This window comes from Bacillus sp. C-3-6 (genome assembly GCF_054509685.1).
Window position 1 is genome coordinate 4,179,075 of the sequence record NZ_CM137247.1, and the last position, 25,651, is coordinate 4,204,725.

Consider the following 25,651-nt stretch of genomic DNA (forward strand, 5'->3'; position numbering starts at 1 on the left):
CACTCCCTATTAATGCATCATGCGTCGTACTGCATAAATTTCTGGAACGCGTTTAATGCGTTCTACTACTTTTTTCAAGTGTTGTAAGTTACGAATCGAGATTGACATATTAATTGTTGCCATTTTATTACGGTCACTTCTACCAGAAACAGCTGAAATGTACGTTTTCGTCTCTGTAACAGCTTGCAGTACTTCATTTAATAAACCACGGCGATCGTAACCCGAAATTTCAATATCAACGTTATACTCAATTTCTTTTTCAGGGCTACCTTCCCACTCTACTTCTAATAAACGTTCTACAGCTTCTTCTGTATGAACGTTTACACAATCACGGCGGTGAATCGATACACCTCGGCCTTTCGTAATATATCCAACGATATCATCGCCTGGAACTGGGTTACAGCATTTCGATAAACGGATTAATAAATTATCAGCACCGCTTACCTTTACACCAGAATCCCATTTTCGAATTTTCATCGGTTTACGAACTTCCTTAACTTCAACAATTTCTTCTTCTTCGCGTTGTTTGCGGAACTTGTCCGTTAGTCGCGTAACAATTTGCGAAGCTGTAATTCCGCTATATCCAACTGCTGCAAACATATCTTCTTCATTTGCAAAGTTAAATTTCTCAGCGACGCGTTTTAAGTTATCAGGCGCTAATACTTCTTTCATCTCATACTCTAGACCACGTACTTCCTTTTCAACAAGTTCACGGCCTTTTTCAATATTTTCGTCTCTACGTTGTTTCTTAAAGAATTGACGAATTTTATTTTTCGCATGAGATGTTTGAGCAAGTTTTACCCAATCTTGACTTGGGCCATATGAATGTTTCGACGTTAAAATTTCAATGATGTCGCCTGTTTTTAATTTATAATCCAACGTCACCATTTTACCGTTTACTTTTGCACCAATTGTTTTATTCCCAATTTCCGAATGGACACGATACGCGAAATCAATCGGAACCGATCCAAGTGGTAATTCCATTACATCGCCTTTCGGTGTAAAGACGAATACCATGTCAGAGAATAAATCAATTTTTAATGACTCCATAAATTCTTCTGCATTAGAAGCTTCATTTTGCCATTCTAATATTTGACGGAACCATGTGAGTTTCTTCTCTAATGTACCTGTTGTTTCTGCTGTTTTTCCTTCTTTGTACGCCCAGTGTGCCGCGATCCCGAATTCTGCAATTTCGTGCATTTCTTTCGTACGAATTTGCACTTCAAGTGGATCACCTTTTGGTCCAATTACAGTCGTATGAAGAGATTGATATAGATTTGCTTTTGGCATTGCAATATAATCTTTAAAACGACCTGGCATCGGCTTCCAGCACGTATGAATAATTCCAAGCACCGCATAACAATCTTTAATACTATTTACAACGACACGTACAGCTAATAAATCGTAAATTTCATTGAACTGCTTATTTTGCAGTGCCATTTTACGATAAATACTGTAAATATGTTTCGGTCTTCCAGAAATCTCAGGTTGAATTGCAACTTCTTTTAATTTCTCACGAATACCAGTCATTACTTCGTCTAAGTATTCTTCACGTTCTGCACGTTTACGCTTCATTAAATTTACAATACGATAATATTGTTGGGGATTTAAATAGCGAAGTGACGTATCCTCTAGCTCCCATTTAATAGTACTAATTCCGAGTCTATGTGCTAAAGGTGCAAAGATTTCTAACGTTTCATTCGCTATGCGACGCTGCTTCTCTTGAGGCAAATGTTTCAATGTACGCATGTTATGAAGACGATCAGCTAGTTTAATTAAAATAACTCGAATGTCTTGAGCCATTGCAATAAACATTTTGCGATGGTTTTCGGCTTGTTGTTGTTCGTGAGATTTATATTTAATCTTCCCAAGCTTTGTAACACCATCAACAAGCATAGCAATTTCTTTGTTAAATTCCCGTTCAATATCTTCTAACGTAATCTCTGTATCTTCCACTACATCATGTAAGAAACCTGCTGATACCGTAGCTGGATCCATGTGTAAATCAACTAAAATACCTGCAACTTGAATCGGATGAATAATATACGGTTCACCCGATTTTCTATATTGTTCGCTATGCGCATCACGTGCATATTCATAGGCACGTGCCACTAGCTCAATATCTTCATCCGCTAAATATTGACTTGCTTTCTCGAGTACCTGTTCAGCTGTTAGTACCTGCTCATTTGCCATCGAATCACCTTTTATTGAAAATTGACTTTATCTTTATTTAATAGAATAAATTATATTCTATCATTATAACCCAATGATTGTGAATTGTGAAAAGGAAAAGATTTTACTGACATTTCACCATGATTTTTTGTTCAATTATACAAAAGTACCCGCTCCTCTCCAAGAGATTCACGGGTACTTTTTATCACCGTAGTTTTACCTATATAGTGATTAGTATTTTTCTAATACTAATACATCGTAACCATCTAACATTTTACGACCATCTAAGTAAGTAAGCTCTACTAAGAATGCAATCCCTGCTACAACTCCGCCTAGCTCTTCAACTAACTTAATTGTCGCTTCGATTGTTCCACCTGTAGCTAATAGATCATCTGTAATTAATACGCGTTGACCTGGCTTAATTGCATCTTTATGGATTGTTAAAACATCTTTACCATATTCTTTACCGTAGTCAACTGTAATTACTTCACGTGGTAATTTTCCTAATTTACGAACTGGCGCAAATCCTACTTCTAACGCATAAGAAACTGGGCAACCGATAATGAAACCACGAGCTTCTGGTCCTACTACAACATCGATATCTCTTTCTTTTGCGTACTCAACGATTGCATCTGTTGCTGCTTTGTATGCTTTACCGTCATTCATTAAAGGTGTAATGTCTTTAAACACAATACCTTCTTTCGGATAATCCGGTACAATTGCGATATGTTGCTTGAAATCCATATTTCTGAATCCTCCTCAGATCTAAAAGGTTTGTAAATACAAATCCTTTACCCTAACTGTTCTACTTCTTTATGATTACGAATCGTTTCAAACCATGTATATAGTTGCTGATATGTGCTATAAACCAATTCTTTTTCTAATTGTAAGTGGTTCATTTTCTCACGATATGTGTTCGATTCAATTAAATCACGCTTTTGTTTTTTGTCTGCCATAAAAATGACGCCATCCTTTATTGTAACAAATTCTAACTCAAAAAACACCTGTGTCATGAAATTTACTGTATCTTTTGACCAGCCTTTATGGCGACATAGTTGTTCTCCATATTGTCTTAAAGAAAATGGTGTTTTTTGGCTTAAGAAAGAATAGTACCATTTAAAGTGTTCTCTCGTAGGAACTGTGCTAAATAGATGGTTATTTTCTTGATAAAACAGCGTATAAATTCGCGCTGGGAATCCTACTTTAAATAACTCACGTAATTCATCTGTTCCGCTTGGCAAATCGAGTAACACGATGTATTGATCATCCAAATGCGTTACTTCTGACGCATGCATAAGCTTTTCTTTATAGTCCTCTAAAGAAAATTTATTCAATACCTCTTCAGAAAAATACACCATTGTTATTTTTTCTTTCGGAAGTTCTGCTAAATTTGCTTCTGCATTACGCATACTACGCCAATCAAATAATTGCCACGCCTCTATAGCAATATCTTGTACCATTAATTGCGGCTTCTTAAAATTGTTCCATTCATTGATGGATGCTTCTCCTATTACAGATACTTTTGCAACTGGAGAGATTTCTTTCGCATATGCACCAAAACCAAATCCAATTGTATCCAGTGTTGCTTGTCCATCACGAAGAGCCATTTTTAAATGAGAGCCATCTGATCCGATTGCGCGAATACTTTCTAACTCTGCATCTTTCACTGCAATACGTGGTTTCGGATTTCCAACACCAAATGGTGCTAACTTCTGCATATCTTCAATTGCCGCTAGTGTTACATCCTCTACTTTACAAAAAACATCAACTGCTGTAATTGGAATAAAATCTTCTTCTGTTAAAATTGCATCTGCTTGTTCATTTAAGCGGCGACGTAATTCATCTACATCATTCATATGTAGCGTCATTCCCGCTGCCATCGGATGCCCTCCAAAGTGTGGCAATAACTCTCTACAATCTGATAAATTTGCAAACAAATCAAATCCTGCAATACTACGCGCTGAGCCTTTTGCTGTTTCTTTTATAGGATCAATGCATAATACAATAGTCGGACGATAAAAACGTTCAACTAATTTAGAAGCGACAATCCCAATTACACCCGGATTCCAACCTTCTTTTGCAAGTACTAATACTTTGTTTTCTTCTGGCGGAAAGTTATTTTCAACTTCAGCGATAGCCTCTTCTGTAATTTGCTTTACAATATCTTTTCGCAGTTTGTTCAGCTCATCAATTTCTTCGGCCAACTCTTTCGCTTCCTCAGGATCATCTGATAATAAAAGGTGTACAGCCGGCGTTGCATCTTCTAAACGCCCGACCGCATTAATACGCGGTGCAATTGAGAAGCCAATACTCTCTTCTGTAATTTCACTTTGCGAAACGTTAGCAACTTTAAACAATGCCTTTAAACCAATATTTTTCGTCATACGCATATGTTTTAAACCGCGTTTCACTAGCAACCTATTTTCACCATGAAGTGACACTAAATCGGCTACTGTACCGATTACTGCAATCTCTAATAAATGTTCTGGTACACGGCCTAATAGTGCATGCGCAACTTTAAACGCAACACCTACACCAGCTAAATAGTGAAACGGATATACACCGCCATCTAATTTCGGATGTATAATCGCAAGTGCTTCTGGCAATTCTGGCGGTGGCTCATGGTGATCTGTAATAATTAGATCTATTCCAAGCTCTTTCGCTACATTCGCTTCATGTACTGCTGCGATGCCAGTGTCGACAGTAATAATCAGTGAGAACCCTGCACTATGCGCCCAACGAAACGCTTCTTCATTCGGCCCATACCCTTCTGTAAAACGATTTGGAATATAAAATTCTACTTCTGCACCTAATTCTTGAAGAGCAAGATATAACACAGTTGTACTACTTACTCCGTCTGCATCGTAATCACCAAATATTAATATTTGTTCTCCATTTTGAATCGCCTTATTTACACGTTCTACCGTTCTATCCATTCCTTCTAATAAAAATGGATCATGAAATTCTTGATTTTCTGTATTTAAAAAATCTAAAATCTTATCTTCTGTATCTAGTCCTCTACCGAGGAATAATGAAACGACAAGTGGCGATAACTGTAATTTACTTGCTAATTCACTCACTCGTTTGTCATTATATTCTTTTTCTTTCCAACGCGTCTTCGGTTGTAACACGAAATCACCCCTTAACCTGTTCATTATACAAGACAGATTAAGGGGTGACAATATAATGCAAACTACGATGCAATATCTATATACTAAAATGTTAATGATGTTTAATTTGGAGAATACGGATTTATATGTACGAATACATTTTGTACATTATCTTGTTTCATAAGTATTTCTTTCACATGTTTTCCAATACGGTGTCCTTCTTCTACAGTAATGTATGGATCTACAGACACTTTAATATCGACAATAACATAATGACCATGCTCCCGTGCATATAAAGAACCAATTTTTTTCACACCATCTACTTGAAGAACTGCTTCTCTAAGCGGAATAACATCCTCCTCATGAAGAACATGGTCAAGCGTTGCATGAATTGCTTCCGCTCCAATGCTCCATGCCATTTTTACAACAAGAAGCGAAACAACTAATCCTGCAATCGGATCAGCATATACAAGCCAGTCTATACCAAGCTTACCACCGAGTATAGCTGCACAAATACCGATTAAAGCTGCAATTGAAGAAAATACATCCGAACGGTGTTCATATGCATTTGCAATAATTGCATCACTATTTACCCTCTTCCCTAATCGGAATTTATATTGAAACATTCCTTCTTTCACGACGATTGAAAGAACAACAGCAAAAATCGTAATTCCTTTCGGCGGTTCTAGTTCTTGCGAAAAAGCTTTTATAGATGAAATCGCGATTTCAAGTCCCACAATAAATAATAATACCGCAACAATAATCGCTGAAATCGATTCCGCTTTACCATGACCATACGGATGATCTTCATCAGGTGGCTGCTTTGCCGCTCGCAATCCAAAAAGTACAGCTAGCGAACCAATTACATCTGATGCAGAATGCACCGCATCTGCTAGCAGTGCTTTACTGTTCCCAATATAACCAATTACCGCCTTTACAATTGCTAATATAATATTACCAACGATCCCGACAATAGCACCAAACTCGGCCTGTTTAAAACGTTCATCTTTTTCCATAATTAAAATCCCTTCTTTTCTTAACCTATCTTTTTATTTTAACAAAAACAGCGATAACACCACCACTTTCTTCCATCTTCTTCCCATCAAAAAGTTGCTATCTTATTGTATCCACAAACGAAAAAAGAGATGCCTCATAATAAGGCATCATCTTTTCTATACTTGCGGTTCAGATTCTACTTTCTCAACCTTCTTCTTGTTTTTCCCCTTTTTCAAACGACGGTTTTCAAGCATTAACCAAATTTGAGAGGCAACGAAAACAGAAGAGTACGTACCTACAATTAATCCAACAAGTAACGCAAACGAGAAGTTACGTAGTGACTCACTACCGAAGATAAGCAGTGCAATTACTGGGAATAACACTGTTAATACGGTGTTAATCGAACGACCAAGCGTTTGGCGGATACTTGCATTTACAATCTCTTCTAGGTCTTTTATATCGCGCACTCGTTTTTTCTGCTTGTATAATTCACGGTTTCTATCAAATGTAACAATTGAGTCATTAATAGAATAACCGATGATTGTTAGTACTGCAGCGATAAACGTTAAGTCTACCTCTAATTGGAAAATACTAAACATAACAACCATAACGAATGCGTCATGTAGTAACGCAAGCACTGCAGATAACGCATACGTAAATCGGAATCGAATACTTACGTATAAAATGATAACTGCAGAAGCAATCAGTACAGCGATAAATGCATTTCGTGCAATTTCTTTACCGATTGTCGGTGAAACTGTACTTATGTTTGGATCTGTACCATATTTATCGTGGAAGAATGTTTTTGTTTTGGCAATTTCATCTTTTGATAAAACACCTAATGTACGAACTGCGAAACCTTTATTGTCATCTCCAGTCGGTACAATATTTTCTTCCTTCACATCAATGTTCAATTCTTTAAAATCTTTATGAACATCAGATACCGTAATGGCTTGTTTTGATTGCAAGTCAATACGTGTACCACTTGCAAAGTCAATCCCAAGATTCAATTTGAAAATTGGTAAGATAATTGCACCCGCAATTACAACTACAATTGAGAAGATAAGGAATTTATGACCGATATTCACGAAGTTAATACGATCAAATCTCGTTGGCGGATGCACTACACCTTTTGTTAATGGAATAATATCCTTTTGTTTCACACCAAAATATCCTGGTTTTTTATCGAAGTAACGGCTCTTTACAAGTAAACCTAGTAAGAAACGAGTACCGAATACGTTCGTAATAAAACCAACTAAAATACTTACGATTAAACTTGTTGCGAATCCTTTTACAGAGCTATTACCATAAACGAATAACACACCAGCTGCTGCAAGAGTCGTAACGTTTGCATCTAAAATTGTTGCTAATGAACGATGGTTACCAGCTCGGAATGCCGACATCATGGACTTACCAATTTTCAGCTCTTCTTTCAGTCTCTCGTACGTAATAATATTCGCATCAACTGCGATACCTACTCCGAGCACTAACGCCGCAATACCTGGCAACGTAAGAACTGCATGCATCCAGTTAAAGACAAGTAATGTAACGAAAATGTATAAACCTAACATAATAACCGCTACAAGTCCTGGTAAACGGTAGAATACAAGCATAAATAAGAAAATAAGAGCGATACCAATCGCACTAGCGAAAATCGTTTGCTCTAACGCTTGTTGACCAAATTTCGCTCCAACAGATGTTGAATACATTTCTTTTAAATCAACAGGAAGTGCACCTGCATTTAATAAAGATGAAAGTTGTTTCGCACTTTCAACTGTGAAGTTTCCACCTACGATAGATACTTCAGCTTGGTTAAATACTTGGTTTACTGTTGCTGCTGATAAGAACTTTGGATTCGGTTTTGCAGATTCTGCTTTATACGAATCTTTTCCTTCTTCAAAATCAAGCCAAATTACCATTAAATTCGTTGGTGGTGGCATTTTAGAAATTTTTTCAGTTACTTCACGGAATTTTTCAGCGCTTTTTAGTGTAAGACCTACGCTCGCACGGCCTTGCTCATCAAATGTTTGCTTCGCTCCGCCGCCTTTTAAATCCGTTCCATCCATAAGAAGGTTATCATCCACATCACGGAATGTTAATTTCGCTTGTGTTGATAACATTTCACGTGCTTTTTGCTGATCTTGTACACCAGCAAGCTGTACACGAATTCGATCTTGCCCTTCGATTTGAATGTTCGGCTCACTTACACCGAGAACATTGACACGATTTTCAAGAGCACCTACTGTACTTACAAGTACGTCTCGATCGATTTTATCACCTTTTTTGGCTGGTTTTACTTCATACAGAATTTCAAAACCACCGCGAAGGTCTAGTCCTAGACTAATTCCTTTTGCTATGTCTTTTCCTGCCGCACCAATTACTCCACCGATTAATAAGACGATGAGGAAAAAGGCGGCAATTCTCGTACCACGCTTTGCCATATGTACCCTCTTTCTGCTACTAACACTTTCAATAAATCTTTTACGATTCACTGCTATACGTGTGCATACGCCTAGTTAGTAGACTTCCTTTCTATAATTTTTGCTAGCTCATCACTAGCTGTATAGGTAAGCTTTTACACTCCCTACACTTTCATCATTTATTTTCCTCTTCACTACCTCCTTTATATATAATCTTAGACACAATTATTTCCTCTTTATCAATACATATCATTATACTGCAAAAGGAAGAACAAACCAATTGCAGTCGGTTATTTATTTTCGTACTCATCAAATGACCAAAGCGGTGCTTGGTAAGCTTCAACAGTTAAATATGTCATATATTCATTAGTACTTACTGTTAATACGTCATTAACTAATTCATACAATCTAACATCGCTGTCTATCTTCTTCCACTTTTTCACTTTGAGAAACTTCCAAATGTCATCATCTGTTACTCGGTCGTAACCGAACATTTGAAACTCTTCTACTTTACTTTCTAAAACGACTTGTAACTGTCCGCGGTATGATTCTACCAAAGCCTCTCTATCTAACATTTATAACATCTCCTTCTTATTTCAGCACGAAAAAGTCGCTTTAATCCCGCTCTAATGGACAGCAATAACTACTTTCAAGAGCACTATCATACTTCACTCTCTTAAATGCTTGTCATTCTTGTCTCGTACGTGCATATAAATTATTGTAAATCATTCCATGGATTTTGAGAAGGTAGGAGAAGAACATGACGAGACAAAGCTTTTTAAAAGGCGCATTTATTTTAATGATAGCCGGCTTTATTACAAAAATACTTGGCTTTATCAACCGCATAGTAATGGCACGTATTTTAGGAGAAGAAGGCGTTGGTCTTTATATGATGGCCGTTCCTACATTCATTTTAGCAATTACATTGACACAAATTGGTCTTCCTGTCGCAATCGCAAAGTTTGTAGCAGAAGCGGAAGCTGTAAACGATAAACAAAGAGTTAAAAAAATATTAACCGTATCACTAGCTGTTACATCCTTTATTAGTATCATTTTAACAATCGGAATTATGTTCCTCACGCCTATTTTAGCAAAAACATTATTAACCGACGAAAGAACGTACTATCCATTAATGGCCATTTTGCCCGTTGTCCCGGTTATTGCTGTTTCTTCTGTTTTGCGTGGTTACTTTCAAGGGAAACAAAACATGAAACCTAGCGCTTATGCGCAAGTTCTAGAACAAGTCGTCCGCATTACCATTATCGCTATATGCATCCAGTTATTTTTACCTTACGGCATAGAATACGCTGCAGCCGGCGCTATGTTATCAGCTGTTCTCGGTGAAGTTGCATCCTTATTATTTTTACTCACGTTATTTCAGCGAGAAAAACATTTATCAATACGCTCTGGATTTTTCACTACTGTAAAGGAAAGCAAAGGGACATTTTATTCTCTGATGGATATTGCCCTTCCAACTACAGGAAGTCGTTTAATCGGCTCCGTTTCATATTTTTTTGAACCTATTGTCGTTATGCAAAGTTTAGCAATCGCTGGTGTCGCTGCTTCTGTTGCAACCCAGCAATACGGTATATTAAACGGTTATGCATTCCCGCTTCTATCACTACCCGCCTTTATTACATACGCTCTTTCTACAGCGCTCGTCCCTTCTATTAGTGAAGCAATGGCAAAAAGACAACATAAATTAGTGGAGCACCGTTTACAACAAGCACTTCGAATTTCATTAATTACCGGCGGATGGTCTGTCGTTATATTATACGTATTCGCTTCTCCTGTTTTAACTCTTATGTATGGATCAGACAGCGCAACAGCATTCATTCAACTTCTTGCGCCTTGCTTTTTATTTCATTATTTCCAAAGTCCACTTACCTCTGTTTTGCAAGCTTTAAACTTAGCAAGGGCTGCAATGATGAATACATTTATTGGTGCCATCGTGAAATTAATCGTTATTTTTGTACTAGCATCAAGGCCAGAATTTCAAATGATGGGGGTTGCACTTGCTATCGCTGCAAATATTGTAACAGTAACATTTCTTCACTACGCTACTGTTTTAAAAAAGATTACATTTACCATTTACGCAAAAGACTATATTTTCGGCGGACTTGCCATCGGTATCGCAGGCGCCTTCGGTTTTTATCTCCATAAATATATTATTTTCTCTCATTCCCTTGGCATACAAACATTATGGGAAATCACTTTAACAACAATTGTTTATATCGTACTTCTCTTCACTTTCAAACTCATTCGAAAAGAAGAGTTAAGTCGTCTCCCTATCATTCGTAAACTTTCATTTTTGAAATAAGATGAAACTTTAATCAGTGGGGTAATCTCCACTGATTATTAGTTAAACCAATCATTCTTACTCTTTCAAAGGATAAATCTCTAATTTTCTTTTACATCAACAAAAAATTGTCCGTTTTGAAAACTACAGTATAAAATTTGTGTTACATCGTTATAACCTAAGTTTTTTAATTTCTCAATAAGCCATTCATCTGTATGCTCAATCATTTGTAAATGACTAGATTGAATTTCTCCATCAATAATAAGAGGAAGCGTAAACTGTAATGTATCTTGTTTATTTTTTTGTTTTTGAAAGACAGATAACTTCCCAGACGGTTCCAAAATAGCATATTCTACATCCCGAATATCTCCAACTCCTTGTTCCCTTAATTGCATCATTAAATCATCTATATTATACCGTTGCTTTCTCATCTTCTTTTCATCAATCTTCCCCGCGTTTACAAGAATAGCTGGCTCACCTTCTATTAAATGCCGAAAGCGTTGATACTTTAGGGAAATGACTGACAAAATAATTTGGATGCACATAAGAAAAGTCATCGGAACTAATTGATGCCAAAGTGATTTATCGGTATTTTCAATTGCCACTACGGCCATTTCTCCAAGCATAATAAATACGACTAAATCTAATACACTTAGCTCTCCTATCTCACGTTTACCCATAAGACGAAAAATAATTAAGATGATGATATACAAAAGCATTGTCCGTCCAATTATTGATATCCATTCCATTTCTACATCTCCTTTTTTACGTATAGACTCCCCTATAAAAAAGAAACTAGTCTAACTTGGGCAAAAGGAAAATATGCTTGTATTAAAAAGGAGGAATGCATAAATGGATGGAACGAAAAAATTATCAACTGCAATTGGCTTCGGTATTGTTACACTACTAATTCTCGCATCTATTACTAGTATGATTATGGCTCTTTTATTAAAGTTTACAAATATAAATGAAGGGACATTAACCGTTACTATTTTTATACTCGCTCTTTTATCTATGCTTATGTCTGGATTTACTGCCGGCAAAAAGGCTCAAGGAAAAGGTTGGCTAGTAGGTTTCACAACAGGACTCACATTCACTATACTCGTCTTTCTAGTTAACTATTTAGGCTTTTCTCAAACCTTATCGAACTCACAATTACTTTATCAATTAGCATTAATGGGGGCGAGTACACTCGGTGGTATTTTCGGTGTAAATATGTCAAAGCAAAGTAACTAAAAAAAGGCCCTGCACATTTCATACAGGGCCTTCCACATTAGTTTTTCACAACTTCACGAATCGCATTGCGATCGAAAGTTAAGTGTGAACCACCAGATTTAATAACGATTTTCGTCTCATCTACTGATTCGATTGTACCGTGTAAACCACCGATTGTTACGATAGCATCACCTTTTGCTAACTCACTTTGCATTTGAGCAACTGCTTTTTGACGTTTTTGTTGCGGGCGAATTAATAAGAAATAGAAAATCGCAAACATCGCAACGATCATAACGATATTCATCATACCTGCATTCATCTTTTGTTCCTCCTTTTAAATTATGTATTAGAAGTTTTTAGCATTCGGTTTATTAAAGCCATACTGTTCAAAGAACTCTTCGCGGAAATCGCCAAGACGGTCTTCACGAATAGCTTGTCTCACCTGCTCCATTAAGTTTAACAGAAAATGAAGGTTGTGATAAGACGTTAAACGAATTCCGAACGTTTCATCACATTTCATTAAGTGACGAATATACGCACGTGAGTAGTTTTTACATGTGTAGCAATCACAGTTTGGATCAAGCGGACCGAAGTCTCTTGCGAATTTCGCATTTTTTACAACGAGTCGACCTTCACTTGTCATACATGTACCATTTCGAGCGATACGAGTTGGAAGTACGCAGTCAAACATATCAATACCACGAATTGCACCATCGATTAATGAGTCAGGAGAACCTACACCCATTAAGTAACGAGGCTTATTATCTGGAAGAAGTGGTGTTGTAAACTCAAGTACACGGTTCATAATATCTTTCGGTTCACCAACAGATAAACCACCTACAGCGTAACCAGGGAAGTCCATTGAAACAAGGTCTTTCGCACTTTGACGACGAAGCTCTTCGTACTCCCCGCCCTGTACAATACCGAATAAACCTTGATCTTGCGGACGTTCATGCGCTTTTAAGCAACGTTCTGCCCAGCGGCTCGTACGCTCTACAGATTTCTTCATATATTCAAAAGTAGCCGGGAATGGCGGACACTCATCAAATGCCATCATAATATCTGAACCTAATGCATTTTGGATTTCCATCGCTTTTTCTGGTGATAAGAATAATTTATCTCCATTTAAGTGATTACGGAAGTGAACGCCTTCCTCTTCAATACGACGGAAGTCACTTAAACTGAATACTTGGAAACCACCAGAGTCTGTTAAGATTGCACGATCCCAGTTCATAAATTTATGCAAGCCGCCTGCTTCACGAATAATTTCATGACCTGGACGTAGCCATAAATGATACGTATTACTTAAAATAATGCCAGAATCCATTGCTTTTAATTCTTCCGGTGACATTGTCTTAACTGTCGCAAGTGTACCAACTGGCATAAATGTTGGTGTATCAAATGAACCGTGCGGTGTATGCACACGACCTAAACGGGCACCCGTTTGTTTACATGTCTTAATAAATTCATAACGAATTGCTGTCATAACTTACTCCTTTTATTTGTTTCTCATTTTAGCGTGAGATGCAACGAACATTGCATCACCGAAGCTAAAGAAACGATATTTTTCTTTTACTGCTTCATTATAAGCATGAAGTACATTATCTCTATTTGCAAATGCACTTACAAGCATGATTAGTGTTGATTTCGGCAAGTGGAAGTTTGTAATTAAACCATCAATTGCTTTAAATTCATATCCTGGATACATGAAAATATCTGTCCATCCAGAAGCGGCGCAAAGCTTACCGTCATGATCTGTTGCAATTGTTTCTAACGTACGAGTTGATGTCGTACCTACAGTAATAATACGTCCACCATTCTCTTTCACACGATTTAATAATGCCGCTGTCTCTTCAGACATATGGTAATATTCTGCGTGCATATGGTGTTCTTCAATCGTGTCTGCAGAAACTGGTCTAAATGTTCCAAGCCCTACGTGAAGTGTAATGAATGCCAACTGAACGCCTTTTTGCTTTAACTTCTCAAGTAACTCTTCTGTAAAGTGAAGTCCCGCAGTCGGCGCTGCTGCTGAACCGATTTCTTTCGCATATACTGTTTGATAGCGATCGCGATCTTCTAGCGTCTCTTTAATATATGGAGGAAGTGGCATTTCCCCAAGTTCATCTAAAATTTCATAGAAGATGCCGTCATATGAAAATTCAAGCTGACGTCCACCTTGATCTGCAGTTCCTGTGCAAGTTGCTTTTAATTTCCCTTCGCCAAAAGAGATAACAGTTCCTTCTTTTACACGTTTCGCTGGCTTTACAAGCGTTTCCCACTTATCGCCTTCTTCTTGTTTTAAAAGAAGTACTTCAATGTGCGCGCCTGTATCTTCTTTCACACCGTGCAAACGAGCAGGCATAACTTTCGTTTCATTTAAAACTAAACAATCCCCCTCATGTAAGTAAGAAAGAATGTCCGTAAAATGTTTATGCTCAATATCACCTGTTTCACGGTCTAACACCATTAATCTTGATGTTTCACGATCTTCTAACGGGACTTGTGCAATAAGTTCTTCTGGTAAATGAAAATCAAACAGATTTATATCCATAGCTATATCCACCTATTTCTTATTTAAATCGATTTATTATATACATAATAAAAGATAGTACAATACTTAACACAATACATGTAATGATAGGAAAATAAAAGGTAACGTTTCCTTTTTTCACAAAAATATCGCCTGGAAGCCTGCCAATGAACTTCCAAGCTAATCCAACAACGATGAGTAAGATTCCCGCTGTAATAAGCATTTTGGGCATCTCCATCATACTTTTGGCATCTCCATTCCGAAATGTTCATACGCAAGCGGCGTTACAATTCGGCCCCTTGGCGTTCGTTGTAAAAAGCCAATTTGTAATAAATACGGCTCATACACATCTTCAATCGTATGAGATTCTTCTCCAATTGTTGCTGAAACCGTTTCTAATCCAACTGGACCACCACGGAATTTCTCAATAATACCAAGCAGTAATTTATGATCAATATGATCTAGACCTAATTTATCTACTTGCAGTAGCTCTAATGCCATTTGCGTAATTTCCATCGTAACCGTTCCGTTACCACGAACTTGCGCGAAATCACGTACACGTCTTAAAAGACGATTCGCAATACGAGGTGTACCACGAGCACGTCTTGCAATTTCTAATGCAGCTAACGAATCGATTTCAACTTCAAACACTTCTGCTGTACGTTCAACAATCGCAGAAAGCTGATCTACTGTGTAGTACTCTAACCTTGAAAGTACACCGAAGCGGTCACGAAGCGGTGCCGATAATGCTCCGGCGCGTGTCGTTGCTCCAACTAATGTAAATGGCGGTAAATCTAGGCGTACAGAACGTGCTGAAGGCCCTTTTCCAATTACGATATCAAGGCAAAAGTCTTCCATCGCAGGATACAATACTTCTTCAATTGATCTATGCAAACGATGAATTTCATCAATAAATAATACATCCCCTGGCTGAAGCGCTGTTAATACAGCAGCTAAATCTCCTGGTCTTTCAATCGCGGGACCTGAAGTTGTTCTAACATTAACGCCCATCTCATTTGCAATAATATTCGCAAGCGTCGTTTTACCAAGACCTGGTGGTCCATATAAAAGCACGTGATCTAACGTTTCTTCACGCATTTTCGCTGCTTCAATAAATACTTCTAAATTATGTTTCGCTTTATCTTGGCCAATATACTGACGGAGCGTCTGTGGCCGTAATGAATATTCTAAATCCGCATCTTCATATGCAGATTCCCCTGAAAGGAGACGTTCGTCCATTATACTCACCTCTTACCATTTAGTAAAAGACTAAGTGCCTTTTTAATATACTGATCCGTCGTTAATGATTCTTTTAATAACTCTGGTACAACGCGAGAAACTTCGCGTTCTGCGTATCCAAGTGCGCGCAGAGCTTCCAGTGCCTCATCAAGCTCAGCTGATGAACCTTTCTTCTCATCAAAACGTTCTGTGTCTGAGAATAAATCCACAAATGCATCTGGTACGACATCTGCTAGTTTTCCTTTTAAATCTAAAATCATTTGGCGTGCTGTTTTCTTTCCGACGCCTGGGAATTTCACTAAAAACTTCTCATCTTCATGCTCAATCGCTTGAACGACCTGTCCTGTTTGACCAGAAGCTAAAATTGCAAGAGCGCCTTTTGGCCCAATGCCAGACACGCCTAACAACTTTGTAAATAATAAACGCTCTTCACGTGTTTTAAACCCGTAAAGTGCCATAATATCTTCTCTCACATAATGATATGTATAGACACGGATTTCTTGCTTACTTCTTTGAAATACATACGGATTTGGTGTGAAAATTTGATAACCAATTCCATTATGGTCAATTACGACATATTCCGGCCCTACATACTCCACGTAACCTGTAACATATTCAAACAAAATACGATCTCTCCCTCTTAAATCATGTATTCCATTTTAACATATTTAATGATAGAAAAGCGAGACTGCCCCAACAAATGTTCTCCACTTGAAACTTCTGTTATTTTCCATTGACAGAAAGGTTAAAGCACCTTAATATACAGAGGTCGATAATGATTATCAATATTAATTAAAGGGGTTACATCAGGATGAAACGTAAGCTATTTATTTTATTTACTATTATGCTTGTTGTTCTTTCTATCGTTGGCTGTTCTTCTCAAAAAGAAGAATCAAAAGCAAAAGAACAACCGAAAACAAAAGTTGTAAAACATGCTAAAGGTGAAGCTACAATTCCAGTAAATCCAAAGAGAATTGTTGACTTATCTGGATCAACAGAAGAACTATTACTTCTTGGACACAAACCTGTTGGTACAGCAAATACATATAAAGATAAAATCCAAAATCACTTAACAGACAAGTTAGATGGAGTAAAAGCAGTGGGTTGGTACTGGGCACCTAAAGTTGATTTAGAAGCTGTTACTGCTTTAAAACCAGACTTAATTATTTTAAACAACCGTCAATTAAAAATTTATGATCAACTAGAAAAGGTTGCACCTACAGTTGTTCTAGAAACAAACTTAGAAGACTGGCGTGGTAAGTTTAAAGAAGTAGGTAAGCTATTTGACGAAGAGAAGAAAGCAGACAAATGGATTGCAGACTACGATAAGAAAGCAGACTCTTTATCTAAAAAAATTAAAGAGAAAACAAAAGATGAGAACTTTATGTTCGTTGCAGTTACACCTCAAAACTTCCGTGTATACGGCAGCTTCGGATACGGTGACATCATCTTTAACGACTTAAAACTTCCTGCAACAAAAGGTACAGATTTAAAACAAACGATGGCGCAAGTATCACTAGAAGGTCTAGTTGCATTCCAGCCTGATCAAATGTTTATTGTAAACTTCGGCGGCGAAGCTGATAAAGTGTACGAAGACTACAAAAACAGTGCCGTTTGGAAAGACAATAAAGCAGTTAAAAATAATCACGTATATGAAGTATCAAATGAAGTCTTCAATACGAAAGCATTCAATCCAATTGGAAAAGATATGCTAATTGATGAAATCGCAAAAGAAATTTTAGCTAAAAATAAGTAAGAAAAAGCAGCTCACCATGAGCTGCTTTTTTTCTTATTTTGCACTGCGTATTGTTTCATTTTTTCAATCGTCTTTACAAAACCTTCTTTTGATTTAATCCGAATACCACGCTTCAATTTCGCACGCTCATAACTCTCAAGCTTTTTCATATCAATTTGAAAGAAAGAATGGATCGCATTATCACTTTTTGGCACACCTTTGAAAATTTGTAATATCCCTTCCTCTGAAACACCAAAATATCCGCTCGTTTTCAATAACGGAGAAATATCATCAACTTTCTTTTGTAATACGATTTGTACATCATCACGATCAACAAGTTGCCATTCTTTATATTGCTGTAAAAACTTTTCTAAATCCGCTACTTTTTCTGTAAGTATTTCCTCACTTACTTCTCCATCAACATACATACGCTCTAATAAAATTGTAACCTCAGGTTCTTTTTCCGTTACTTCTGGTACTGGCCCTTCCGCCTTCACATTCGTTTCATAAACGAAACAAAACATCATAACGAAAGCTTGCATCGCAATCAGTATCCATTTCATTTCCGTTCACCTCTTTTAGGCAAGATCATACTTTCATTAGTAGTTTTTCCGGAAATGGTGGTTTTATCCATATTACATTTCTTTCGAAAAATAAAAAATGCAGATAAGGGTTTACCTCATCTGCATGTATCATTTACTTTTATATAAAATGAAAGACGCCTGCAAAGCAGGCGTCTTGATGCGTTTACGGCGAGAGACCAGGCGACCACATTCGCGTGTTTAGCACTTAAGCATATCTCTCGTCTTACGTAAATTAGCTCATCGCTTTGTTAATATAACATTAATAAAGTATAAGTGCAACATGTTTATAAAAACATTTTATTCCCTCTTTTATCCAACTGAATAATATGTAAATTATAAATTGATAAAAGTAATATATATGTTACAATTAATGTAACAGCGAAATCATAATAAACAGGAGATGGATATTGTGAAAAAAATAAAGGATGAACGTCTCATTCTGAAAACATTAAAAAACATACGTATTGCCTTTCTTTTTCAATCGCTTGGTATAATTAGCATTTTAGGCTATATCGGATTCACTGAAGGAATGGATCAAATTACGAAATCTCCATTATGGCTATTATTTATTCTTACAAGTATCGTCCTTAGTTATTTACAGTTAAGTGTTTCAATCGATGTAGAAGAAAGTGAAAAGGAAATAAAGTTAACTCCTTATTATAAACTTGTCTTCCGCTCCCTTATTGTAGGAATCGTTATGGCTATTATTTATATTATTTTCAGTCCAGAAAGACCACTGTTTGAAGCTATTTTAACAGGTAGTATTCTTTTCATATGCTTTTTAGTTTCTTACTCCGTTAGTTATTTTATTAAAAAACGTCGTTTACAAGACAACGATGAATAAAGAGGAAGGGCTACCCCTTCCTCTTTTGTTTTGCTATCGTACTGTACCAGTTAAACCGTAACGAATGTCTCGGAACATATTCACTATGTCACGATTAAAATCGTTTGTAACTGTACCGTTACGTAGACGAGTACTCATTGCATCGACACGAGTAAACATATCATTTCTTACAGAAACATATACGTTTCTGTTTCCAACTTCATTTGCAACAGCTTGACGAACTTCATTTGCAAGCGCTGTTTCATTCGATACTGGATTACGTGGTTTTACCGCAATCGCTACATCGTTTCCATATACAACTGTAGACACACGGTCTACGTTATTCATACGTTTCACACGATTTGTAATTCTTTCTGCTGTTTTACCATCATTGTTAATGTATGAATTGTTCATTGTAATATTACGTGTTGGATGTGGATTAGCAATTTGGCCATTATAATTTACATCGCGGTAATAATTATTATATCCTGTATCGTTACGACCATTTCTATATGTTACATAATCTGTATAACGATCATTACGCGTTACATTATCACGATACTGGTGTGTATCATTATAAGATGTACGCTCGTAATTGTAGTTACGTCCATCCATTGCATTGTTATCTTTTGGTGTACCACATGCAGCTAATGCACTGGTAACTAACAAAGAAGCAGCAATCACTTTTACTTTCGTATTCAATACAAAAACCCCCTCTGTTAGAATGAGCTTCTCTACTGAAAAGCTCCCTCTTATGATGAGTAACAGAGAAGGTTTTTACACTGTTAATATTTCACTGGGAATTTTCTAGCACCTCATAAAAAAAACTTCATTTTCTTAATTAACACGCCTTTTTAAACTTCTTCTTCGTCCTCTTCTTCTGAAACGGGCTCTCCAAATACATTTGGTGGATCTGGTTGATAATACATCGTTCCTGGCTGTGGTGCATATGCAGACTGAGTTGGTTGATAATATAAAGGATTCGCATATTGCGGACCACCTGGTTGTGGACTATATAGTCTACTTTCTCCTCCGCATCCACAATCTTCCTCACCCTGCACAAGCGGCGGCATATTATTATCCATTGGCATCATATTTGGGTTTGGCATAGACGTATATTGCGGGCCAAACGGCGCTCCTTGCTGATATGGCATTTGATATGGATTTGGTTGTTGATAATACGGATTCGGCGGCATCATGGGCTGCTGATACGGCATTTGATAGGGCATCATATTCGGTGGTTGATTGTTATCCATCATTGGCATCATATTCGGCATTTGATTGTTATCCATAATTGGCATCATATTCGGCATTTGATTGTTATCCATAATTGGCATTATATTCGGTGGCTGGTTGTTATCCATGATTGGCATCATATTCGGCATTTGATTGTTATCCATAATTGGCATCATATTCGGTGGTTGGTTGTTATCCATGATTGGCATTATATTCGGCATTTGATTGTTATCCATTATCGGCATCATATTCGGCATTTGATTGTTATCCATCATTGGCATCATATTCGGCATTTGATTGTTATCCATAATTGGCATCATATTCGGTGGTTGGTTGTTATCCATAATTGGCATCATATTCGGCATTTGATTGTTATCCATAATTGGCATTATATTCGGTGGCTGGTTGTTATCCATAATTGGCATTTGAATATTTGGCATTTGAATATTTGGCGGTATGACTTGTGGAATAACTACATTTTCTTTCGATACATTTGGCGATACTATATTCCCTACGTTTTCTTTCTTCACTTGCGGCGATATTATATTCCCTACGTTTTCTTTCTTCACTTGCGGCGATATTATATTCCCTACATTTTCTTTCTTCACTTGCGGTGACACTATATTCCCTACATTTTCTTTTTTCACTTGCGGTGACACTATATTCCCTACATTTTCTTTCTTCACTTGCGGCGATACTATATTTCCTACATTTTCTTTCTTCACTTGCGGCGATACTATATTTCCTACATTTTCTTTCTTCACTTGTGGCGATATTATATTCCCTACATTCTCTTTCTTCACTTGCGGCGATACTATATTATTTTTTTTCGTTTGCGGAGAAATGATATTGTTAGGTTTCATTTTACTAATTTGAGGAGCAATTAACTCGCTTCCTTTTTTTATTACATCTGAAATTTTATATTCTTTTTTCGGTTTTATTGGTGGTTGTGGCGGCTGTGGCAATACATTTACCGAAAACTTCGTGTTTTCTTTTTCCGCCGGTTTTTGTTTTTCTATCACAGGTGGTTTTTGAATAACAGACGGTTTTTCAACTGGTTTCTCTTTTTGAATTGGCTGTTCTTTTTGCACCTCTTTTTGCGGTTTCACCTGTACTTCTTTTTGCGGCTTTACTTGCATCTCCTTCTGCGGTTTTACTTGCACTTCTTTTTGTGTTTGTTGCATAGCTGGCTGCTGTGTAATTGGTGCTGATTGATACGTAACTTCTTCTTCATCTTCTATTCCAAGCGGAGTTGGTGTTGCTGCAAATTCTTTTTGCTGCACTTCTTTTACGTATTGCTTTGGAGGCGCTGAGCCTGCCCCAGCCTGTTGTTTCATGTGAATACTCTTTGATGGCACTTTAATTTTCATACCTGGCATGATTAAATCTGGATTACTAAGTTGTGTATTTGTTTTTTTCAACGTATCAAAATCCACTCCGTACTTTTTCGCAATTTTCCAAAGGGTATCCCCTTTTTGCACGATATGAATTTTCAAATTTTCCCCCTCCTGTATAACTTATCTATAAGTAACAAATCTCATGAAGTAACTCTTTCTAAATAACATTAACTTCTTTTCACTTTTATCACTTCTTCGATTTTCAATATCATTCGAAGTGGAATAAGCATAAAGAACCACAATGATTTCTTCAAAACAATGTATGCCCATTTTGTTCTTGTTATGATTATATGTATGAAAAAAAGCAACGGGAATACCGTTGCTTTACACACGCTCTAACATACGATTTAATGCAAGAACCGCTTCTGTCGTTACTTGTTTATCTACGCTAATAACGTTAATTTCTTCTCCTCTTTCTATCGTTTCAAGTACCCATAATAAGTGAGGCAGATCAATTCGGTTCATCGTTAAGCACGGGCACATAAATGGATTAAGTGAAACAATTTCTTTATCTGGATGTTGCTGAATAATTCGGTTCACTAAATTCATTTCTGTACCAATCGCCCATTTGCTACCAGATGGCGCCGATTCAATCATATCAATAATATATTTCGTTGAGCCTGCATAATCTGAAGCAGCTACAACTTCATAGCAACATTCTGGATGTACAATAATATTCATATCAGGATGATTTTTTCGTACGCTCTCAATGTTCTTCACTGTAAAATTTTGATGAACAGAACAATGCCCTTTCCATAAAATCACTTGAATTTCTTCTATATCCCCATCGTACTCTAATGAATCTGTGTGTGGGTCCCATACTGCCATTTTATCTAACGGGATACCTAAATCGTACGCTGTATTTCTCCCTAAATGTTGGTCTGGTAAAAAGACGAGACGCTCTTTTTGAGTAAACGCCCAAGATACCATTTGCTTTGCATTAGAAGAAGTTACTGTTGCTCCTCCGTTACGACCACAAAACGCTTTAATTGCAGCTGTAGAGTTCACATATGTTAACGGAATCATCGTATCTCCAAATAATTTCTTTAACTCTTTCCACGCTCTTTCTGTTTGTTCAATATCTGCCATATCCGCCATCGAACAACCTGCACGCATATCTGGTAAGATGACAACTTGATCATCTGTCGTTAACATATCTGCTGTTTCCGCCATAAAGTGCACCCCGCAAAACACAATATATTTTGCGTCTTTATTGCTCGCTGCAACTTGCGCAAGCTGAAGTGAATCCCCTGCTGCATCTGAAAATTGTACCACTTCATCTTTTTGATAATGATGCCCTGGAATGAATAACATTTTCCCCATCTTCTCTTTAATTTCACGAACACGCTTTTCCATATCTTCCGTTGACATCGTGTAATAACGCTCTGGTAACATCGTTTCAATTGGCTGTACTTGTTCTAAAATACTCATATACGTTTCTCCCCCTCTAAGCCACTTTCCTTACCCTTCAATATTGAAACTAATATCAAGTGCTTTCACTGAATGTGTTAACGCTCCAAGTGAAATATAATCTACCCCTGTTTTTCCGTATTTCGATAAATCTTCAATTGTGATGCCCCCTGAAGCTTCTGTAACGATAGCGCTTGGTACAATTTTCGAAAACTCCCGGATTTCATCTGGCGTACGATTATCGAACATAATAATATCCGCACCAGCAGCAACAGCCTCTCTCACCTGTTCCTCAGTTTCTGTTTCTACTTCTACTTTCACCATATGTCCTAACTTTTCTTTCACTGATGTAACAGCTTTTGTAATAGAACCAGCAAACACAATATGATTGTCTTTAATCATGACACCATCATATAAACCGAAGCGATGATTAAATCCACCACCACACACGACTGCATACTTATCAAACATACGTAGTCCTGGCATCGTTTTTCGCGTATCACAAATGCGAGTATGGCTACTATCTAAAGCAAGAACCGCTTTACGCGTCATCGTCGCTATTCCGCTCATACGCTGAATAACGTTTAATATAACGCGCTCTGCTGTTAATAACGATGCAATTGGACCTTGCACAGTTGCAATGATTTCGCCTTTTTCTACAAGATCCCCATCTTTCTTATAAAGCTCTACTTCAATTCTCTCATCAATTAATTTAAATCCTGATTCAATTACTAAACGTCCTGCAAAGACCCCTGTATCCTTCGCAAGAAACGTTCCTTTCGAAAGTAAGTTATCTGGAAAAATAAGCTGAGATGTTACATCTCTTTCTCCTATATCTTCTAAAAAAAATCGATTTAATGCTTCTTTAACTTTTATCGTGTTCATAAAGCCCCTCTTCCCCTCATCACACAAGTTGTAGTTTTCTCTTTACTCGAACAATTTCTTTCTTTCCTATATTTTTATCTGGATAATCACTTCGGTAATGCCCGCCAATACTTTCTTCTCTTTGCAGGGCTGAAACAACTATAAGCTCACAAACTGTTAACATATTAATAAGCGTTATCTCTTCATTCGTAAGAACATCATGTTGTAATATCATATTTCGAACACCATACTTACTAAGCCATCTCTTCGCATAAAATAAACTTTGCTCTGTTCGCACAATCCCAACATATTTCATCATGCATTTTTGTATTTCTTCTTTCGTCGGTAAATGATTCAGAACGATAAACTTTGCTTCTTTTTCGGCTAGCATGTTCACCTTTTCTTTTGTCTCTCTAGATAAAATGTGCCTTCCGATTCTTCCTCCAAACACAAGTCCTTCTAATAATGAATTACTCGCTAATCTATTTGCACCATGAACCCCATTACAAGCTACTTCCCCGACTGCGTATAGGTTCGGAATAGACGTCTCTCCATCACAGTTCGTTTTCACGCCACCCATGTGAAAATGAGTACCGGGCACGACTGGAATAAGGTTTTTATTTATATCGACTCCATTCGTTTTACATATCGATGACACGGTCGGAAAGCGTTGTTCAAAGTTTTGAATCATTTCGATGTTTAAGTACACTTTTTCACCCGCAAGTAGCTGTTCATGAATAGCCCTTGCAACTACATCACGAGGCGCTAAATCCTGTTCGGAATGTATATCCATCATAAAACGCTGCCCTTTGCCATTTATAAGGACAGCTCCTTCTCCGCGAACAGCTTCGGACACGAGGCCGGAACAACGCCCACCCACGTATAACATCGTCGGATGAAATTGTATAAACTCTAAATCTACAAGCTCTCCGCCTGCACGGTACACCATTGCAAGTCCATCACCTGTAATTGTCTCATCATTAGAAGTAAAGGCGTATAAACCGCCAATACCGCCTGAAGCTAACACCGTATAATCTGCATTGTAACGTTTCAGTTCTCCTTTATTGTTGCGAGTTAAAGCCCCAACACATTTATCTTTTTCTATAATAAAATCGAGCACCATTTCCTGTTCCACTACCGTAACGTATGGAGCTACTTCTTGAATAAGATGCTCTAATAAATTCTTTCCTGTTGCATCGCCACCTGCATGTAAAATACGACGTTTTCGATGCGCTCCTTCTTTTCCAAGATGAGGACCTGTTTCATCTCCATCAAATTTCATTCCTCTTTCAATAAGGTTATTAATTTCTTTCGGTCCTTCCTCGACTAAATAACGGACCACTTCTTCATTGTTATAATGACACCCTGCTACTAACGTATCTTCAAAATGATCATTAGGATTGTCATATGTAGCTACCGCTGCGGCAATTCCACCTTGAGCTAAATGTGTATTATTACTACGTTTTGTCTCCTTTGTGATAATAATCACATTCTTTTCGTGACAAATCTCTTTTGCAACACGAAGTGCCGCAACGCCACTTCCAATAATTAAGACATCTGCACTTGGCATAATTGTTGCCTCCTACTTTACACTTTTCAACTGTCTTGACACCTATATTTA

Annotated in this window: 22 protein-coding genes and 1 pseudogene; 4 read left to right on the top strand and 19 right to left on the bottom strand. The window is 37.3% G+C overall.

From position 1 onward, the window contains the following. Positions 1-9: 9 nt before the first annotated feature. The 6 genes from relA to ACW0JX_RS21490 all read right to left on the bottom strand — a co-directional run bounded on the left by relA (position 10) and on the right by ACW0JX_RS21490 (position 9,273). Positions 10-2,193: a GTP diphosphokinase gene (gene relA / locus ACW0JX_RS21465; protein ID WP_001262795.1), complete on the bottom strand. Its 2,184-nt coding sequence runs from the start codon at positions 2,191-2,193 to the stop codon at positions 10-12. A gap of 210 nt (positions 2,194-2,403) precedes the next feature. Then, the gene (locus tag ACW0JX_RS21470; RefSeq protein WP_000346215.1) at positions 2,404-2,916 is read right to left on the bottom strand and encodes an adenine phosphoribosyltransferase; all 513 of its coding nucleotides are present in this window, start codon (positions 2,914-2,916) and stop codon (positions 2,404-2,406) included. A gap of 47 nt (positions 2,917-2,963) precedes the next feature. After that, positions 2,964-5,303 carry a single-stranded-DNA-specific exonuclease RecJ gene (gene recJ / locus ACW0JX_RS21475; RefSeq protein WP_168410202.1) on the bottom strand — a complete coding sequence of 780 codons (2,340 nt, stop codon included), beginning with the start codon at positions 5,301-5,303 and terminating at the stop codon, positions 2,964-2,966. A 101-nt stretch (positions 5,304-5,404) separates the two neighbouring features. Next, complete coding sequence (locus ACW0JX_RS21480; protein ID WP_000409746.1) at positions 5,405-6,298, bottom strand: cation diffusion facilitator family transporter; 894 nt, start codon at positions 6,296-6,298, stop codon at positions 5,405-5,407. Between the two features lie 156 nt (positions 6,299-6,454). Continuing rightward, positions 6,455-8,719, bottom strand: coding sequence for a protein translocase subunit SecDF (secDF, locus tag ACW0JX_RS21485; RefSeq protein ID WP_098352562.1), 2,265 nt, complete (start codon positions 8,717-8,719; stop codon positions 6,455-6,457). A gap of 269 nt (positions 8,720-8,988) precedes the next feature. Further along, positions 8,989-9,273 carry a post-transcriptional regulator gene (locus ACW0JX_RS21490; protein ID WP_000886979.1) on the bottom strand — a complete coding sequence of 95 codons (285 nt, stop codon included), beginning with the start codon at positions 9,271-9,273 and terminating at the stop codon, positions 8,989-8,991. Between the two features lie 185 nt (positions 9,274-9,458). Here ACW0JX_RS21490 and spoVB point away from each other — a divergent pair, with 185 nt between their 5' ends. Next, positions 9,459-11,018, top strand: a complete 1,560-nt coding sequence (gene spoVB / locus ACW0JX_RS21495) for a stage V sporulation protein B (RefSeq protein WP_098584481.1) — start codon at positions 9,459-9,461, stop codon at positions 11,016-11,018. 80 nt (positions 11,019-11,098) lie between these two features. On the opposite strand, the gene ACW0JX_RS21500 is transcribed toward spoVB, so the two are convergent. After that, positions 11,099-11,746 carry a DUF421 domain-containing protein gene (locus ACW0JX_RS21500; protein ID WP_000454821.1) on the bottom strand — a complete coding sequence of 216 codons (648 nt, stop codon included), beginning with the start codon at positions 11,744-11,746 and terminating at the stop codon, positions 11,099-11,101. Positions 11,747-11,849: 103 nt separating this feature from the next. On the opposite strand from ACW0JX_RS21500, the gene ACW0JX_RS21505 reads away from it, so the two are divergent. Further along, a complete protein-coding gene (locus ACW0JX_RS21505) occupies positions 11,850-12,233 on the top strand; it encodes a TIGR04086 family membrane protein (RefSeq protein WP_000349148.1) in 384 nt (127 codons plus the stop codon). 37 nt (positions 12,234-12,270) lie between these two features. On the opposite strand, the gene yajC is transcribed toward ACW0JX_RS21505, so the two are convergent. Genes yajC through ruvA form a run of 6 tightly spaced genes read right to left on the bottom strand, consistent with a single transcriptional unit; the run spans position 12,271 to position 16,604 of the window. Next, entirely contained in the window at positions 12,271-12,531 is a 261-nt protein-coding gene (yajC, locus tag ACW0JX_RS21510; protein WP_000991115.1) for a preprotein translocase subunit YajC, read from the bottom strand. Positions 12,532-12,558: 27 nt separating this feature from the next. Further along, a complete protein-coding gene (gene tgt, locus ACW0JX_RS21515) occupies positions 12,559-13,698 on the bottom strand; it encodes a tRNA guanosine(34) transglycosylase Tgt (RefSeq protein WP_000125365.1) in 1,140 nt (379 codons plus the stop codon). A 12-nt stretch (positions 13,699-13,710) separates the two neighbouring features. Continuing rightward, positions 13,711-14,763, bottom strand: coding sequence for a tRNA preQ1(34) S-adenosylmethionine ribosyltransferase-isomerase QueA (gene queA, locus ACW0JX_RS21520; RefSeq protein WP_000354014.1), 1,053 nt, complete (start codon positions 14,761-14,763; stop codon positions 13,711-13,713). A gap of 19 nt (positions 14,764-14,782) precedes the next feature. Then, positions 14,783-14,983 (bottom strand): DUF2905 domain-containing protein, encoded by a 201-nt coding sequence (locus ACW0JX_RS21525; RefSeq protein ID WP_000970410.1) that lies wholly within the window; start codon positions 14,981-14,983, stop codon positions 14,783-14,785. Further along, positions 14,980-15,981, bottom strand: coding sequence for a Holliday junction branch migration DNA helicase RuvB (ruvB, locus tag ACW0JX_RS21530; protein WP_000344450.1), 1,002 nt, complete (start codon positions 15,979-15,981; stop codon positions 14,980-14,982). The genes ACW0JX_RS21525 and ruvB overlap by 4 nt, the downstream gene beginning before the upstream one ends. 5 nt (positions 15,982-15,986) lie before the next feature. Further along, a complete protein-coding gene (ruvA, locus tag ACW0JX_RS21535) occupies positions 15,987-16,604 on the bottom strand; it encodes a Holliday junction DNA helicase RuvA (RefSeq protein ID WP_000464511.1) in 618 nt (205 codons plus the stop codon). A 188-nt stretch (positions 16,605-16,792) separates the two neighbouring features. On the opposite strand from ruvA, the gene ACW0JX_RS21540 reads away from it, so the two are divergent. Further along, positions 16,793-17,737, top strand: coding sequence for an iron-hydroxamate ABC transporter substrate-binding protein (locus tag ACW0JX_RS21540; RefSeq protein ID WP_000823606.1), 945 nt, complete (start codon positions 16,793-16,795; stop codon positions 17,735-17,737). A gap of 11 nt (positions 17,738-17,748) precedes the next feature. Here ACW0JX_RS21540 and ACW0JX_RS21545 read toward each other — a convergent pair whose 3' ends face one another. Beyond that, positions 17,749-18,279 carry a BofC C-terminal domain-containing protein gene (locus ACW0JX_RS21545; RefSeq protein WP_000871172.1) on the bottom strand — a complete coding sequence of 177 codons (531 nt, stop codon included), beginning with the start codon at positions 18,277-18,279 and terminating at the stop codon, positions 17,749-17,751. A 430-nt stretch (positions 18,280-18,709) separates the two neighbouring features. On the opposite strand from ACW0JX_RS21545, the gene ACW0JX_RS21550 reads away from it, so the two are divergent. After that, positions 18,710-19,144, top strand: a complete 435-nt coding sequence (locus tag ACW0JX_RS21550; protein WP_069356231.1) for a branched-chain amino acid ABC transporter substrate-binding protein — start codon at positions 18,710-18,712, stop codon at positions 19,142-19,144. Positions 19,145-19,177: 33 nt separating this feature from the next. On the opposite strand, the gene ACW0JX_RS21555 is transcribed toward ACW0JX_RS21550, so the two are convergent. From ACW0JX_RS21555 to nadB, 5 genes and pseudogenes are all read right to left on the bottom strand, one after another. Further along, positions 19,178-19,825, bottom strand: coding sequence for a YhcN/YlaJ family sporulation lipoprotein (locus ACW0JX_RS21555; protein WP_016080194.1), 648 nt, complete (start codon positions 19,823-19,825; stop codon positions 19,178-19,180). 1,879 nt (positions 19,826-21,704) lie between these two features. Beyond that, positions 21,705-21,855 (bottom strand): annotated as a pseudogene (safA, locus tag ACW0JX_RS21560) (SafA/ExsA family spore coat assembly protein); the annotation flags it as partial. A gap of 225 nt (positions 21,856-22,080) precedes the next feature. Beyond that, positions 22,081-23,187, bottom strand: coding sequence for a quinolinate synthase NadA (nadA, locus tag ACW0JX_RS21565; protein ID WP_089171794.1), 1,107 nt, complete (start codon positions 23,185-23,187; stop codon positions 22,081-22,083). A 30-nt stretch (positions 23,188-23,217) separates the two neighbouring features. Then, positions 23,218-24,051: a carboxylating nicotinate-nucleotide diphosphorylase gene (gene nadC / locus ACW0JX_RS21570; protein WP_089171795.1), complete on the bottom strand. Its 834-nt coding sequence runs from the start codon at positions 24,049-24,051 to the stop codon at positions 23,218-23,220. A gap of 19 nt (positions 24,052-24,070) precedes the next feature. Next, the gene (gene nadB, locus ACW0JX_RS21575) at positions 24,071-25,600 is read right to left on the bottom strand and encodes an L-aspartate oxidase (protein WP_459245046.1); all 1,530 of its coding nucleotides are present in this window, start codon (positions 25,598-25,600) and stop codon (positions 24,071-24,073) included. Positions 25,601-25,651: the final 51 nt, after the last annotated feature.